Origin of the sequence: Azohydromonas aeria (assembly GCF_009760915.1) — a bacterium.
In the GTDB taxonomy this organism is placed as follows: domain Bacteria; phylum Pseudomonadota; class Gammaproteobacteria; order Burkholderiales; family Burkholderiaceae_C; genus Azohydromonas; species Azohydromonas aeria.
In genome coordinates this window covers 91,064-104,738 of sequence record NZ_VIDQ01000011.1, presented here as the reverse complement: position 1 = coordinate 104,738, position 13,675 = coordinate 91,064, and the positions used below count along the sequence as shown (strand labels likewise).

Sequence of the window (13,675 nt, the reverse complement as noted above, 5' to 3'; positions counted from 1 at the left end):
CGCAAGTTCCCCCGTTGAACTGCCGCGATGGACAAGACGCCGCTGCCCGAGATCCCCGCCAAGCGCTACTTCACCATCGGTGAGGTCAGCGAGCTCTGCGGCGTCAAGCCCTACGTGCTGCGCTACTGGGAACAGGAGTTCTCGCAGCTCAAGCCCATGAAGCGCCGCGGCAACCGGCGCTACTACCAGCACCACGAGGTGCTGCTGATCCGGCGGATCCGTGACCTGCTCTACGAGCAGGGCTTCACCATCAACGGCGCGCGCAACCGCCTGGCCGACGAGTCTCCGCGCGGTGCGGCGCTGCGCGCGGCGGCGCAAGCCCTGGCCGGCCAGGGCTCGTCCGTGGCAACCGGGGGCGATGAGGCCTTCGAGCTCCCGGACGCCGAGGGCGGTGAGACGGATCAAGGCATGAGCGGGGCCGGGGCACCGCCGCTGCCGCGATTCGTCGCCGCCGACGCGATGGAGGCGGGCATGCTCGAAGAGCTGCGAGCTGAACTCCTGCAGATTCGCGCACTGCTTGACCAGAAATAGCAGATTGGTGCTATACTTTCAGCTTCAGCAGTCGGGGTGTAGCGCAGCCTGGTAGCGCACTTGCATGGGGTGCAAGGGGTCGCGAGTTCGAATCCCGCCACCCCGACCAAGAAACAGCCAAAGCCTGGTGTCCACAAGACACCGGGCTTTTTGCTTTGGGGCGCCGAAGCGGGCTTGTCGCGTCGTGCACGTTTCGTGCGAATGACGACGGCAGGGCGTTTTGGGGTCAGGCAAGGGCGGGGGAAGTTTCCTTGCCGTTGTGCCCTCAACAAAAGATGCATGCGGCTGGAGATCGGCCCGCGCGGCGGGCTATAATCTGCGGCTTCAGCAGTCGGGGTGTAGCGCAGCCTGGTAGCGCACTTGCATGGGGTGCAAGGGGTCGCGAGTTCGAATCCCGCCACCCCGACCAAAGAAAACCGAAGCCCGGTGTCCACAAGACACCGGGCTTTTTGTTTTCCGGGTTGCACAGGTGAGCATCCGGGACGCGGGTCAGGGCCTTGCCTGTCATCTTTATCAAATGCGTGCTGCCAGCCCGTTGCGCCCGAAACCAGCTGTTCCCGGTGCGCTCAGCCCTGCAGCGGCAGCGTCCCCGTGCACTTGATCTCGTCCAGGCACACGCTGGAGCGCACGCTGTTGACGCCGGGCAGCCGCATGAGCGTGTCCATCAGGAAGGTGGACAGCGCCTTGAGGTCGCGCGCCACGACCTTCAGCACGTAGTCGAAGTCTCCCGTCACCGAGTAGCACTCCAGCACCTGCGGCAGGTCGGCCACCAGGCCCTGGAAGCTGGGCAGCTCGCGCAGGTGGCCCTTCTCCATGCCGATGTGGATGAAGGCCACCACCGTCAGCCCGAGCCGGCGCGCGTCGAGCTGCGCGTGGTAGCCGGCGATCAGCCCTGCCTCCTCCAGCCGCCGGTGCCGGCGGTGCACCTGGGCCGGCGACAGCCCGGCGACTTCCGCCAGCTCCAGGTTCGAGGCCCGGCCATGGGCCTGCAGGTGGTCGAGGATGCGGCAGTCGACACGATCCAGATCAAGCGCATGCACGGAAATTTCTCCGTCTTAGACACATGGGGAAATTGTGTCTCACGTTTCGGGGAATTCCCCGGCGCTTGATGCAAGGCAATTGCGCCGGGCCGTCCCTACAGTTTCGCCTGTTCGAAACGACTGCCGCACCCGGCCGAGAGCCCTAAGCGGAGCGACACCCTGGAGACACCGCCCATGCAACAACGTTTCTTCCGCGCCGCGCTGGCGACCCTGAGCTTGGCCACGCTGCTGCCTGGCGCCGCACTGGCCGCCGACACCCCCGCTGCCGCCGCAACCATGACCAAGCGCGTGGCCGTCACCGCCATCGTCGAGCACCCGGCGCTCGACGCCGCGCGCGACGGCGTGCGCGACGCGCTCAAGGCCGCCGGCTACGAGCCGGGGAAGAACCTGACCTTCGAATACCAGAGCGCGCAGGGCAACACCGGCACCGCGGCGCAGATCGCGCGCAAGTACGTGGGCGACCGGCCCGACGCCATCGTCGCCATCGCCACCCCGTCGGCGCAGGCCGCGGTGGCCGCCACGCGCGACATCCCGGTCGTGTTCTCCGCCGTCACCGATCCCGTCGCGGCGCGCCTGGTCAAGGGCTGGGAGCCGTCGGGCGGCAACGTCACCGGCGTGTCCGACGCCTCGCCGCTGGACAAGCACGTCGAGCTCATCAAGCGCGTGCGCCCGCAGGCCAGGAAGGTGGGCGTGATCTACAACCCGGGCGAGGCCAACTCGGTGGCCATCGTCGAGTCGCTCAAGAAGGCCACCGCCGCCGCCGGCCTGACCCTGGTCGAGGCGGCCGCGCCGCGCACGGTGGACGTGCCCGGCGCCGCGCAGAGCCTCGCGGGCAAGGCCGACGTGATCTACGCGCCCACCGACAACAACGTGATGTCCGCCTTCGAGGGCATCGTCAAGGTGGCGCAGCAGGCGAAGCTGCCGGTGGTTGCGGCCGATACCGACGCCGTCAAGCGCGGCGCCGTCGCCGCGCTGGGCCTGAACTACTACGAGCTGGGCCGCCAGACCGGGCAGATCGTGGTGCGCATCCTGGGCGGCGAGAAGCCCGGCGCCATCGCCGCGCAGACCAGCCAGCGCTTCGAGCTGCACGTGAACCCCGAGGCCGCGCAGAAGCAAGGCGTGACGCTGCCCGAGGACCTGCTCAAGGCGGCCAAGGTGGTCGTCGCGCAGAAGTAACAGGACTCAAGCATTTCTCGAACCCGTATTCCGTTCGTCCTGAGGTATCGAAGGATGAACGGCCCAGGCCGTGGCGCCGCCATAGAGAGCCTGCCGGATTCGCACTTCGATACCTCAGTGCGAACGGGTTCGCATACCAGCAACTTCCGGGTGCCGCCCCAGCCTGCCGGATTCGTCCTTCGATACCTCAGGACGAACGGTTGGGCAGGTGTCCGACATCCCAACTTACCAACTGCTTGACATGTCCCTCATCGCCTCCCTGGGCGCCCTGGAGATCGGCCTCATCTTTGGCCTGGTCGCGCTGGGCGTGTTCATCTCCTTCCGGGTCATCAACTTCCCCGACCTCACGGTGGACGGCAGCTTTCCGCTGGGCGGCGCCGTGGCGGCGACGCTGATCGTCGCGGGCTGGCACCCGCTGGCCGCCACCGGCGTGGCGGTGCTTGCCGGCGCCGCCGCCGGCGCGCTCACTGCCTGGCTGCACGTGGGACTGCGCATCATGCAGCTGCTCGCCAGCATCCTGGTGATGATCGCCCTGTACTCGATCAACCTGCGCGTGATGGGCAAGCCCAACGTGGCGCTGATCACCGAGCCCACGCTGTTCAGCCTGTTCGCCTTCAACGACTGGCCCGACTACGTCTTCAAGCCGCTGCTGCTACTGGCGGTGGTGGCGGCGGTGAAGGGGCTGATCGACCTGTTCTTCGCCTCGGAAGCCGGCCTGGCCATGCGCGCCACCGGCGGCAACGCCCGCATGGCGCGCGCCCAGGGCATCAGCACCGACCGCTTCACCATCTACGGCCTGGCGCTGTCCAACGCGCTGGTGGCACTGGCAGGCGCCCTGTTCGCGCAGAGCCAGGGCGGGGCCGACATCTCCATGGGCGTGGGCACCATCGTCATCGGCCTGGCCGCCGTGATCGTGGGCGAGACGCTGCTGCCCGCCCGCGGCCTGGTGCTGGCCACGCTGGCCTGCGTGCTGGGTGCCGTGCTCTACCGCTTCTTCATCGCCGGCGCGCTCAACGCCGACTTCCTGGGCCTGCAGGCGCAGGACCTCAACCTCGTCACCGCCGTGCTCGTGGCGCTGGCGCTGCTCAGCCCGCGCCTGAAGCGTCGCTTCGGCAAGCGGCTGCCGCGCCCGGCGCAAGGCGCCGCCCCGACCAAGACCACCGCCGCCAAGGAGGCCCTGTGATGCTGCGCGCGCAACGACTGGAAATCACCTTCAACCCCGGCACGCCGATCGAGAACCGCGCGCTGCGCGGGCTGGACCTGGAGATCCCCGCCGGCCAGTTCGTCACCGTCATCGGCTCCAACGGCGCGGGCAAGTCCACGTTCCTGAACGCCATCAGCGGCGACCTGCTGGTGGACAGCGGCCGCATCGAGATCGCCGGCCAGGACGTGACGCGGCTGAGCGCCTGGCAGCGCAGCGCGCTGGTGGCGCGCGTGTTCCAGGACCCGATGGCCGGCACCTGCGAGGCGCTGACCATCGAGGAGAACATGGCGCTGGCCTGGAAGCGCGGCGCGGCGCGCGGCCTCTCGCTCACGCTCAACCGCAGCCTGCGCGAGGAGTTCCGGGCGAAGCTGCGCACGCTCAACCTGGGCCTGGAGAACCGGCTGGCCGACCGCATGGGGCTGCTCTCCGGCGGCCAGCGCCAGGCGGTGAGCCTGCTCATGGCCTCGCTGCAGCCCTCGAAGCTGCTGCTGCTCGACGAGCACACCGCGGCGCTGGACCCGCGCACGGCCGCGTTCGTGATGGAGCTCACCGACCGCATCGTCCACGAGCAGCGGCTCACCGCGCTGATGGTCACGCACAGCATGCGCCAGGCGCTGGACCACGGGCATCGCACCGTGATGCTGCACCAGGGCCGCGTGGTGCTGGACGTGTCCGGCACCCAGCGCGAGGGCCTGGACGTGCCCGACCTGCTGCGCCTGTTCGAGCGCACCCGCGGCGAGCGCATCGACGACGACAAGCTGCTGCTGGCCTGAGCCGCGGCACCCGACGCATTGAACGAATGACGGAGACCCCCATGAAAGACCTGCTGCAACGCTTCGAGAACAAGCCGCCCGAGATCGTGTTCGAGTGGCATGACGACCAGACGCCCGCGCGCGGCTGGGTGGTGATCAACAGCCTGCGTGGCGGTGCTGCCGGCGGCGGCACGCGCATGCGCCGTGGCCTGGACCGGCGCGAGGTCGAATCCCTGGCCAAGACCATGGAAGTGAAGTTCGCCGTGTCCGGCCCGGCCATCGGCGGCGCCAAGTCCGGCATCGACTTCGATCCGGCCGACCCGCGCAAGGAGGAGGTGCTGCGCCGCTGGTACAAGGCCGTCGCGCCGCTGCTCAAGAGCTATTACGGCACCGGCGGCGACCTCAACGTGGACGAGGTGCACGAGGTCATCCCCATCACCGAGAGCCACGGCCTGTGGCATCCGCAGGAAGGCGTGGTCAATGGCCACTTCAATCCGGGCGAGAGCGAGCGCATCCGCCGTGTGGGCCAATTGCGCCGCGGCGTCTCGCACGCGGTCGAGGACGCGCGCTACACGCCCGACGCGGCGCGGCGCTACACGGTGGCCGACCTCATCACCGGCTGGGGCGTGGCCGAGTCGGTGCGGCACCAGCAGCGGCTGTGGGGCCGTGAGCTGAAGGGCAAGCGCGTCATCGTGCAGGGCTGGGGCAACGTCGGCGCCGCCGCGGCGTACTACCTGGCGCAGGCCGGCGCGACGCTGGTGGGCATCATCGACCGCGAGGGCGGCCTGCTGCGTCCCGAAGGTTTCACGCTCGACGAGGTGCGCACGCTGTTCCTGAACCGGCGCGGCAACCAGCTCGCCGCCGACGGCCTGCTGCCGTTCGAGGAAGTGAACCGCCGCATCTGGAGCCTGGGCGCGGAGGTGTTCCTGCCCTGTGCCGCCTCGCGGCTGGTGACGCGCGAGCAGGTGGACGCGATGGTGGCGGCCGGGCTGGAAGTGATCGCCTGCGGCGCCAACGTGCCCTTTGCCGACAGCGAGATCTTCTACGGCCCGATCCAGGAGCATGCCGATGGCCGCGTGGCCGTGGTCCCGGACTTCATTGCCAACTGCGGCATGGCGCGCGCCTTCGCCTACCTGATGGGCGAGGCCGCCGAAGGCGCCGACGCCGCCGTCTTCGAGGACGTGTCCCGCACCATCGGCGACGCACTCCAGCGCTGCCGCGAGCGCTCGGCGGAACCCACCGGGCTGGCGCGCACCGCCTACGCGCTCACGCTCGACCAACTCGTTCGCAATTGAAGGGAGTCACCATGAACAAGGACCTTTTCGACAACCCGATGGGCCTGATGGGCTTCGAGTTCGTCGAGTTCGCCTCGCCCACGCCCGGCGTGCTGGAGCCGATCTTCGAGAAGATGGGTTTCACCTTGGTGGCCAGGCACCGCTCCAAGGACGTGCTGCTCTACCGCCAGGGCGACATCAACTTCATCGTCAACAACGAGCCCAAGAGCGTCGCCGCGTACTTCGCCGCCGAGCACGGCCCCTCGGCCTGCGGCCTGGCCTTCCGGGTCAGGGATTCGCACAAGGCCTATGCCCGCGCGCTGGAGCTGGGCGCGCAGCCGGTGGACATCCCGACCGGCCCGATGGAGCTGCGGCTGCCCGCGGTCAAGGGCATCGGCGGCGCGCCGCTGTACCTCATCGACCGCTTCGAGGACGGCAAGTCGATCTATGACATCGACTTCGAGTTCCTGCCCGGTGTCGAGCGCCATCCGCAAGGCTTCGGCTTCAAGGTCATCGACCACCTCACGCACAACGTCTACCGCGGCCGCATGGCGTACTGGGCCGGCTTCTACGAGAAGCTCTTCAACTTCCGCGAGATCCGCTACTTCGACATCCAGGGCGAGTACACCGGCCTGACCTCGAAGGCCATGACGGCGCCGGACGGGCTGATCCGCATCCCGCTCAACGAGGAATCGAAGCAGGGCGCCGGGCAGATCGAGGAGTTCCTGATGGCCTTCAACGGCGAGGGCATCCAGCACGTGGCGCTGCTCACCGACGACATCTTCGACTCGGTGGACAAGCTGCAGCTGGCCGGCATCCCGGTCATGACCGCGCCCAACGAGGTGTACTACGAGATGCTGTCCGAGCGGCTGCCCGGCCATGGCCAGCCGGTGCCGGAGCTGCAGGCGCGCGGCATCCTGCTCGACGGCAACACCCAGGGCGGCGAGAAGCGGCTGCTGCTGCAGATCTTCTCGCAGGCCCTCTTCGGCCCGGTGTTCTTCGAGTTCATCCAGCGCAAGGGCGACGACGGCTTCGGCGAGGGCAACTTCAAGGCGCTGTTCGAGTCGATGGAGCGCGACCAGATCCGCCGCGGCGTGCTGCAGGCGGAAGGCGCGCCGGCCTGAAGCCCGGCCTCACGGCCCCGGCAGCACGCCCGGCAGGAACTCGATGCCCGTGCGCTGCACCAGCTCCTGGTAGCTGATGGGCGGGGTCACGCGTGCGTCGTCGCGGTTCTCGACCCAGTAGGCCCAGGCGCGGCGCGTGGTGGCGTCGTACACCAGCTTGTACAGGTGCGTCGGCACCCACACGCCGTCGCCGATGGTCTGCGGCTGCGGTGCGCGGAACACCGGGCCGGTGAACACGTACACCGGCCCGTTGGCGCGCAGCGCGTAGCGGCGCGTGGACTTCTCGATCTCGGCCCAGGTGCGCTGGTTGTTCAGCCGCGCTTGCGGCACCACGTTGGCCAGCGAGAAGGACTGCGCCATGGCCTGCGCCGTGGGCATGTTGGCCGCGGCGGCCATGTGGCCGCGGTCGAAGCCGCTGCCCTTGTAGTCGTCCAGCGTCGAGCGCTCCGCCCGAGGCAGCCGCGCGTCAGGAAAGAAGCGGTTCGTCCGCTCCTCGTCGCGTGCATCGAGCAGCTGCTCGCGCGTGAGCCGCTCCACCGTGAACACCGGCGTCTTGCTGCGCCCGGAGTAGAGCGTGGCGAAGGCGTCGTAGCACAGCTCCCGCGTGGGCTGCGCCGGCGCGGCGGCCACGCGCGGCGGCTGCGGCGTCGGAAAGAGTTCCTTGCACTGCTTGAAACCCTGCGCCTGCGCGAGCGTGCCCAGCAGCGCCAGGCCCAGGGCCGGCAGCCATCGCGGGATGAAGGAGCGGGGGGAGGAGGAAAGGGAAGGGCGGAGGACTGCGGGGAACGACGACATCGAGAGGCGGCCGGTACGGCACCGCAAAGCGCCGCGCGGGCGCTGCTGCTACTGCTGCTTCGGAGGCGGTGGTGACTACGTCCCGAAGCTTAAGGGGGCCGCCGCCCCTTCAAGGGCGGCGTGGCGCCGCCGCGACGGCGGCTGCCGTTCAACAGCGTCTCAATGTCTCGAGGCCCTCAAGGCACCACGCGCCGCGGCCGCAACATCGCGGCCTGCTCCTCGGGCTGCGGCTGCGCCGCCAGCCGCGCTTCCAGCCCCGGCATCTGCAGCGTGCGCGTGGGGAAGGCGAAGCTCACGTCCAGCTTGCGGAACTCGCGCAGCAGCGCCAGGTTGATGCCCTGCTGGATGTCCATGTAGGTGTTGTAGTTCGCCGACAGCACGAAGTAGACGACCTCGAAGTCCAGCGAGCTGTCGCCGAAGCCCACGAAGTGCGCCCGGTCGAAGCGCGTCATGTCCTGGGCCTCGACGGCGCGCCTGACGACGTCCGGCACGGCCTCGGCCTGCTCCGGCGTGGTGTCGTAGGTGATGCCGAACTTGAACACGATGCGCCGCTGCTCCATGCGCTTGTAGTTGTTGATGGTCTGCTTGAGCAGCTCGGTGTTGGAGATCACGACCTGCTCGCCGCTGAGCGCGCGGATGCGCGTGGTCTTGAGCCCCACCTGTTCCACCGTGCCGGCCACGCCGCTGAGCGTGATGAAGTCGCCGACCTCGAAGGGCTTGTCCACCGCGATGGACAGCGAGGCGAACAGGTCGCCCAGCACGTTCTGCACGGCCAGTGCCACGGCCACGCCGCCCACGCCCAGGCTGGCCACCAGCGCCGTGATGTTCACGCCCAGGTTGGACAGCATCGCCAGCAGCACCACCGCCCACAGCACCGTGCGCAGCCCCCAGGACATGAGCGTGGCCGAGGTGTCCACCGGCCGCGCCATGCCGCCGTCGCCGTGGCGCTCGCGGTACTGGCGCAGCCCCAGCACGATGGCGCGGTTGCCCCACAGCCCGAACTGCAGCGCCAGCGTCAGGAACCAGAGCTGGCTCACGCGCGTGCTCCAGCGTGCGGGCAGGTCGAGCATCGACAGGCCGATCAGCAGCGCCGTCACCGCCAGCAGTGCGCGGCTCGTGCACTGCAGCAGATCCACCAGCAGATCGTCCACGCGGTTGGTGGTGCGCTGCGCCACCACGGCGGCGCGGCGCGCCAGCAGCTTCAGCGCCAGCTGCATCGCGATCCAGCTCGCCAGCGCCGCGGCCAGCGCCGCGGCCCAGTTCAGCGCCGAGACGCCCAGGAACGTGGTGGATGTGAACCCGTCGAAGTCAGCCCAGCCCTGCATGCCTGGTTTCTCCTTGTGTATCCGCAGGGCGCCCGCGCCGACGGCGCGGCTCCAACGCCTGCGATTGCGGCGGTGCAGCAAGGCGCTGGCCCATGCCGGTCCACCCCGTCCCGGGGTAGGCCGCCGTGTCCAGGTCGTGGGACGAAACCGCTGCGGCCCGGACGCCTTCGCTGGGCTGGGGGCTACGCCGCGGCTGCTCTAAGCCTCGCCTAATTCTGGGCGAGCAACATTCGGGCAACGGTGGTCGCGCAGCATGTGCTGTCACCAAACCCCTTTCAGGGCGAACCGCGGGCCGGGTGACTACTCCTCCCCCTGCAAGCCGCATTTCCCGGTCCGCGCAGCGCAAGCTGCCGCCCTTTTTTGTTTCAGCCCGAGGCATCCCGTCAGCCGCGATGCCTCGCACCCCGATCCGTCATTCCGGCGATAGCCGGAATCCACGCGCAACCGATGCGGTGGAATTGCCGGCGCCGGCACGTGCCCGCGCGCACCGACAATCGGGCCCCATGAACCCGGCCCAGCGCAGCAACCGAACGCACCAGGCCCGCGGCCAGGCGCGCTGGCTGGTGCACCTGGCCATCTTGGCGCTGCTGCTCAAGGCCGCCGTGCCGTTGCTGGCCAGCGCCGCGGCCGCGCTGCGCGGCGTGCCGGTGGCCGAGGTGTGCGGCGTGTACGGCGTGGCCCTGGCCGCGCCGAAGGCCACCCATGCGCACGGCGCCCATGGCGGCCACGGCGGCGGCCATGCCGGGCCGGCCGGGCACGAGGCCCATGAACACCACGCCGCCCTGGCACAGGCGGCGGCGCCGGAGGCCGGGTCCGGCCATCACGGCTCCGACAGCGGTGGCGCCCACCACGGCGAGCACTGCGCGCTGGGCGCGCTCGCGGCGCTGGCCCTGTCGCCCTTCGATGCGGTGGCCATCCCGGCCGCCGTGCCCTGGCAGGGCGCCGCCTTGCCGACCGCCGCGGCCGCCGCGCCGCGGGACAGCTGCGCGCTCTGGGTCGCGCGCCTCAAGCACGGGCCCCCGCTGCGCGCCTGACTGGATGCGCCGCGCGGTCCGCTCGCCTGGAGCGGGCCGGTGCCGGCGCGCTCACGTCCGTCCGCCGCTGCGCCGCGATGCGCCGCAGTGCGACGCGGCGCCGGACGACTCCGAATTCCTGGATCACCCGCCGTGGCCCCTGACTGAAGAAAGGGGCCGCGCGCGTGCTCCATCGCGCACTGCCCATTCATGAACCGCAGACCCTTCCGCCCCGCGCGCACGCCCGTCGCGCTGGCGCTTCTCGCCCTGTCCTCGGCCGCCGCGCTGGCGCAGTCCGGCGCTCCTGACGCAGCCGATGCGCCCGCCGCGGTGTCCGGCGGCGAATCCAGCCTGGAGCTGGGCCGCATCACCGTCACCGAGCGGCGCCAGGGCCCCTTGCGCTCGCGCAGCCTGCTGACCTCGGTGGACGTGGTGCAGGGTGAGACGCTGCAGGGCCAGAGCACGCAGTCCACCTGGGAGCTGTTCCAGCTCAGCCCGGGCACCCTGCTCACCAACTACAACCAGGGCACGACCTCGGGCAAGGTCTCGATGCGCGGCTTCAACGGCGAGGGCGAGGTCAACGCCGTGAAGCTGCTGGTGGACGGCATCCCGTCGAACAGCAACGACGGCAACATGCCTTACCTGGACGCCGTGTTTCCGCTGGAGCTGCAGGCCATCGAGACCGTGCGCGGCACCAACGACGCGCGCTACGGGCTGCACAACATCGCCGGCAACGTCAGCCTGGTCACGCGCCAGGGCGGCAACGAGAGCCTGGGCCGCGTGGGGGCCGGCTCGTTCAACAGCCGCGAGCTGCAGGCCGCGCAGGGCATCGAGCAGGGCGCCTGGGCCCAGAACTATTTCTTCGGCTACAAGGCCGGCGACGGCTGGCGCGACCATGCCGACAGCCGCAAGTTCACGCTGGCCGGCAAGTGGTTCTACACGGCCGAGGGCGGCGGCTGGCGCGCCGGCGTGACGGCGCGGCACTTCGAGCACCGCGCCGACGAGCCGGGCTACCTGACCGCGGCCGACGCCCGCGCGACGCCGCGCCGCAGTTATGCCTTCGTCGCCACCGACGGCGGCGAGCGCCGCATCGACCAGCTCGGCGTGCAGGCCGAAGGCACGGCCGCCCACGACCTGAGCTGGCAGGCGCTGGCGTACCTGAACCGCTTCGACGACACGCGCTGGGTGCGCTTCTCGGCCGGCGTGGCGCAGCAGGAGCGCATCGCCGAGGAGACGCACCGCGGCGCGCGCGCCTCGCTGAGCTGGCGACCCAGGGTGCAGGCGCTGCACGAGTTCGCGCTGGAAGGCGGCATCGACACCGAGCAGCAGCGCAACCGCAGCGACCGCTGGCTCAGCGCCGGCCGCGTGCGCACCAACCAGACCCGCGACCAGGATTTCACGTTCGACACCTACGGCGCCTACGTGCAGGGCGTGCTGCGCCCGGTGGCCAGCGTGAAGCTGGTGCCGGCGTTGCGCGTCGATACCGTGCGCGGTCGCCTCGACAACGGCCTCAACGGCGCGCGTTACCAGATCAACGACTACGGCACCATCCGCCAGCCCAAGCTCAGCATGGTGTGGACGCCGGCGGCGGGCCAGGCGCTGTATGCCAACTGGGGCCGCACCTTCCAGCTCGGCGTGGGTGCCGGCGCCTACAAGGTGCCCCCGCGCGTGACGGACCTGCGCCCGTCCATCAACGACGGCTGGGAGCTGGGCTGGAAGTTCCAGCCCGCGCCGTGGCTGGAAGGCCGCCTGGCGCGCTGGGCGCAGACGGCCTCCGACGAGGTCAAGCGCAACCTGAACTCGCCCACGGGCGACTCGGACAACCTGGGCAGGACACGGCGCCAGGGCGTGGACCTGCAGCTCACGCTGCGCCCGGCCGACACGGTGCAGGCCTGGGTTGCGCTGACGCGGCAGGAGGCGCTCATCGTCGAGCCGGACCCGGCCGCGCCGGCCACGCGCGGCAAGGAGATCGACCACGTGCCGCGCCACGTCTTCAATGCCGGCATCGACTGGAACGCCACGCCTGCGCTGAAGCTCTCGGCCTGGGCGCAAGGGCAGGGCGACTACTACATCGAGCGCGAGAACGCGCGCGGGCGCTTCGGCGGCTACACGCTGCTCAACGTCGGCGCGACCTGGGCCTTCAGCGACCGGTGGCGCCTGGAGGCGCAGGTGCGCAACGTCACCAACCGCTTCAGCGAGTACGTGTGGTGGGACGGCACGCAGTCGCTGCACTCGCCCGGCATGCGGCGCGCGCTGTTCGTGGCGCTCAGCGCGAGCCTGTGATGACGCGCAGGGCGCTGCGCGCGGCCTGGTTGCGGCTGCACCGCTGGCTGGGGCTGGGCCTGGGTGCCTGGCTCGTGCTGCTGGGGCTCAGCGGCAGCGTGCTGGTGTTCTACGTCGAGATCGAGCCCTGGTTCGACGCCCGCGTGGCGCCGCGCCCGGCCGAGCGGCCCGTGTCCATCGAGGCGGTGTTCCAGGCGCTCCAGGCCGCGCACCCCGAGCGCGGCGGCGGCTGGCGCATCGAGCTGCCGGCGCCGGGGCAGGCGCTGGTGACGGCCCGCTACCTCAAGCCACAGGAACGCGAGGGCCATGCCTTCGCGCCGCTGCTGGTGAGCGTGGACGCCAACACCCATGAAGTCGTGGCCAGCCGCTTCTGGGGCGAGACGGCGATGACCTGGCTCTACGACCTGCATTACGCGCTGCTGCTGGACCTGCCCGGGCGCTGCGCGGTGGCGCTGGTGGGCGTGGCGCTGGCGCTGTCGCTGCTCAGCGGGCTGTGGCTGTGGTGGCCCGCGCCGGGGCGCTGGCGCCAGGCGCTGGCCTTCAAGCGCGAGGCGAGCGCGCCGCGGCGCGTGTACGACCTGCACAAGTGGAGCGGCCTGCTGGCGCTGCCGCTGCTCCTGGTGCTGGGCGTGACGGGCAGCGTGCTGGCCTGGCCGCAGCTGCATGCGCCCTGGGTGAACCTGCTGGGCGCGCCGGCGGCGCAGCGCACGCCGCTCTCGCGCTCCGACCCGGCCGGCGCACGGCTGCCGGTGGACGCCGTGCTGGCGCGGGTGCAGGCGCGCTTTCCGCAGACGCAGCCGCGCTGGATCGACGTGCCGGGCGCGGCCGAGCCAGCGGCCGCCTACCGGCTGCGCGTGCGCTGGCCCGGCGAGCCGGGCGACCGCTTCCCGGCCGGCGTGGTGTGGGCCGACGCGCGCAGCGGCGACGTGCTGGCCGCGCGGGCGCCGTCGGCGCTGCGCGGTGCCGACAAGTTCAACCAGTGGCTGCACCCGCTGCACAGCGGCGAGGCCTTCGGGCTGGCGGGGCGCATCGTCGTCTTCGCCTCGGGGCTGCTGCCGCTGGCGCTGGCGGTCACGGGGGTGATGCGGTGGGGGCACAAGCGGCGGGCGGCGGGGGTGGTACGAAGCCGTGGTCGGCTATGTGGCCATGAGTGATCTG

12 protein-coding genes and 2 tRNA genes are annotated in these 13,675 nt (G+C 70.6%); 11 read left to right on the top strand and 3 right to left on the bottom strand.

Going from position 1 to position 13,675, the window contains the following annotated elements; genetic code table 11:
* The first annotated feature begins 27 nt into the window (after nt 1-27).
* The 3 genes from FJ694_RS09215 (at nt 28) to FJ694_RS09205 (ending at nt 940) form a co-directional block, all read left to right on the top strand.
* On the top strand, nt 28-531 hold the full coding sequence (locus tag FJ694_RS09215; RefSeq protein ID WP_157266285.1) for a MerR family transcriptional regulator: 504 nt from the start codon (nt 28-30) through the stop codon (nt 529-531).
* Between the two features lie 32 nt (nt 532-563).
* Nucleotides 564-640, top strand: a tRNA-Pro gene (locus FJ694_RS09210).
* Nucleotides 641-863: 223 nt separating this feature from the next.
* Nucleotides 864-940, top strand: a tRNA-Pro gene (locus FJ694_RS09205).
* Nucleotides 941-1,097: 157 nt separating this feature from the next.
* Here FJ694_RS09205 and FJ694_RS09200 read toward each other — a convergent pair.
* Complete coding sequence (locus FJ694_RS09200) at nt 1,098-1,571, bottom strand: Lrp/AsnC family transcriptional regulator (RefSeq protein WP_157266284.1); 474 nt, start codon at nt 1,569-1,571, stop codon at nt 1,098-1,100.
* 174 nt (nt 1,572-1,745) lie between these two features.
* On the opposite strand from FJ694_RS09200, the gene FJ694_RS09195 reads away from it, so the two are divergent.
* From FJ694_RS09195 to hppD, 5 genes are all read left to right on the top strand, one after another.
* Nucleotides 1,746-2,747, top strand: a complete 1,002-nt coding sequence (locus FJ694_RS09195) for an ABC transporter substrate-binding protein (RefSeq protein WP_157266283.1) — start codon at nt 1,746-1,748, stop codon at nt 2,745-2,747.
* Between the two features lie 241 nt (nt 2,748-2,988).
* Entirely contained in the window at nt 2,989-3,930 is a 942-nt protein-coding gene (locus FJ694_RS09190; protein WP_157266282.1) for an ABC transporter permease, read from the top strand.
* Nucleotides 3,930-4,724 (top strand): ABC transporter ATP-binding protein, encoded by a 795-nt coding sequence (locus FJ694_RS09185; RefSeq protein ID WP_157266281.1) that lies wholly within the window; start codon nt 3,930-3,932, stop codon nt 4,722-4,724. Before FJ694_RS09190 ends, FJ694_RS09185 begins: the two co-directional genes overlap by 1 nt.
* A gap of 41 nt (nt 4,725-4,765) precedes the next feature.
* On the top strand, nt 4,766-5,998 hold the full coding sequence (locus FJ694_RS09180; protein WP_157266280.1) for a Glu/Leu/Phe/Val dehydrogenase dimerization domain-containing protein: 1,233 nt from the start codon (nt 4,766-4,768) through the stop codon (nt 5,996-5,998).
* Between the two features lie 11 nt (nt 5,999-6,009).
* Nucleotides 6,010-7,101 carry a 4-hydroxyphenylpyruvate dioxygenase gene (gene hppD, locus FJ694_RS09175; protein WP_157266279.1) on the top strand — a complete coding sequence of 364 codons (1,092 nt, stop codon included), beginning with the start codon at nt 6,010-6,012 and terminating at the stop codon, nt 7,099-7,101.
* Between the two features lie 9 nt (nt 7,102-7,110).
* Here the strand turns inward: hppD and FJ694_RS09170 are convergent, their stop codons facing one another.
* Together FJ694_RS09170 and FJ694_RS09165 are read right to left on the bottom strand one after the other, a co-directional pair.
* Nucleotides 7,111-7,896: a DNA/RNA non-specific endonuclease gene (locus FJ694_RS09170; RefSeq protein WP_157266278.1), complete on the bottom strand. Its 786-nt coding sequence runs from the start codon at nt 7,894-7,896 to the stop codon at nt 7,111-7,113.
* Between the two features lie 176 nt (nt 7,897-8,072).
* Nucleotides 8,073-9,221, bottom strand: coding sequence for a mechanosensitive ion channel family protein (locus tag FJ694_RS09165; protein ID WP_157266277.1), 1,149 nt, complete (start codon nt 9,219-9,221; stop codon nt 8,073-8,075).
* 503 nt (nt 9,222-9,724) lie between these two features.
* Between FJ694_RS09165 and FJ694_RS09160 the strand changes: the two genes are divergently transcribed.
* The 3 genes from FJ694_RS09160 (at nt 9,725) to FJ694_RS09150 (ending at nt 13,671) form a co-directional block, all read left to right on the top strand.
* The gene (locus FJ694_RS09160; protein ID WP_157266276.1) at nt 9,725-10,255 is read left to right on the top strand and encodes a hypothetical protein; all 531 of its coding nucleotides are present in this window, start codon (nt 9,725-9,727) and stop codon (nt 10,253-10,255) included.
* Between the two features lie 189 nt (nt 10,256-10,444).
* Nucleotides 10,445-12,517 carry a TonB-dependent receptor gene (locus tag FJ694_RS09155; protein WP_157266275.1) on the top strand — a complete coding sequence of 691 codons (2,073 nt, stop codon included), beginning with the start codon at nt 10,445-10,447 and terminating at the stop codon, nt 12,515-12,517.
* The gene (locus FJ694_RS09150; protein ID WP_157266274.1) at nt 12,517-13,671 is read left to right on the top strand and encodes a PepSY-associated TM helix domain-containing protein; all 1,155 of its coding nucleotides are present in this window, start codon (nt 12,517-12,519) and stop codon (nt 13,669-13,671) included. Before FJ694_RS09155 ends, FJ694_RS09150 begins: the two co-directional genes overlap by 1 nt.
* Nucleotides 13,672-13,675 lie beyond the last annotated feature (4 nt).

Bases quoted from the DNA above. Each gene is read 5' to 3' on its own strand.
- FJ694_RS09215 (WP_157266285.1), top strand. From the start codon at position 28: ATGGACAAGACGCCGCTGCCCGAGATCCCCGCCAAGCGCTACTTCACC.
- FJ694_RS09195 (WP_157266283.1), top strand. From the start codon at position 1,746: ATGCAACAACGTTTCTTCCGCGCCGCGCTGGCGACCCTGAGCTTGGCC.
- FJ694_RS09190 (WP_157266282.1), top strand. From the start codon at position 2,989: ATGTCCCTCATCGCCTCCCTGGGCGCCCTGGAGATCGGCCTCATCTTT.
- FJ694_RS09185 (WP_157266281.1), top strand. From the start codon at position 3,930: ATGCTGCGCGCGCAACGACTGGAAATCACCTTCAACCCCGGCACGCCG.
- FJ694_RS09180 (WP_157266280.1), top strand. From the start codon at position 4,766: ATGAAAGACCTGCTGCAACGCTTCGAGAACAAGCCGCCCGAGATCGTG.
- hppD (WP_157266279.1), top strand. From the start codon at position 6,010: ATGAACAAGGACCTTTTCGACAACCCGATGGGCCTGATGGGCTTCGAG.
- FJ694_RS09170 (WP_157266278.1), bottom strand. From the start codon at position 7,896: ATGTCGTCGTTCCCCGCAGTCCTCCGCCCTTCCCTTTCCTCCTCCCCC.
- FJ694_RS09165 (WP_157266277.1), bottom strand. From the start codon at position 9,221: ATGCAGGGCTGGGCTGACTTCGACGGGTTCACATCCACCACGTTCCTG.
- FJ694_RS09160 (WP_157266276.1), top strand. From the start codon at position 9,725: ATGAACCCGGCCCAGCGCAGCAACCGAACGCACCAGGCCCGCGGCCAG.
- FJ694_RS09155 (WP_157266275.1), top strand. From the start codon at position 10,445: ATGAACCGCAGACCCTTCCGCCCCGCGCGCACGCCCGTCGCGCTGGCG.
- FJ694_RS09150 (WP_157266274.1), top strand. From the start codon at position 12,517: ATGACGCGCAGGGCGCTGCGCGCGGCCTGGTTGCGGCTGCACCGCTGG.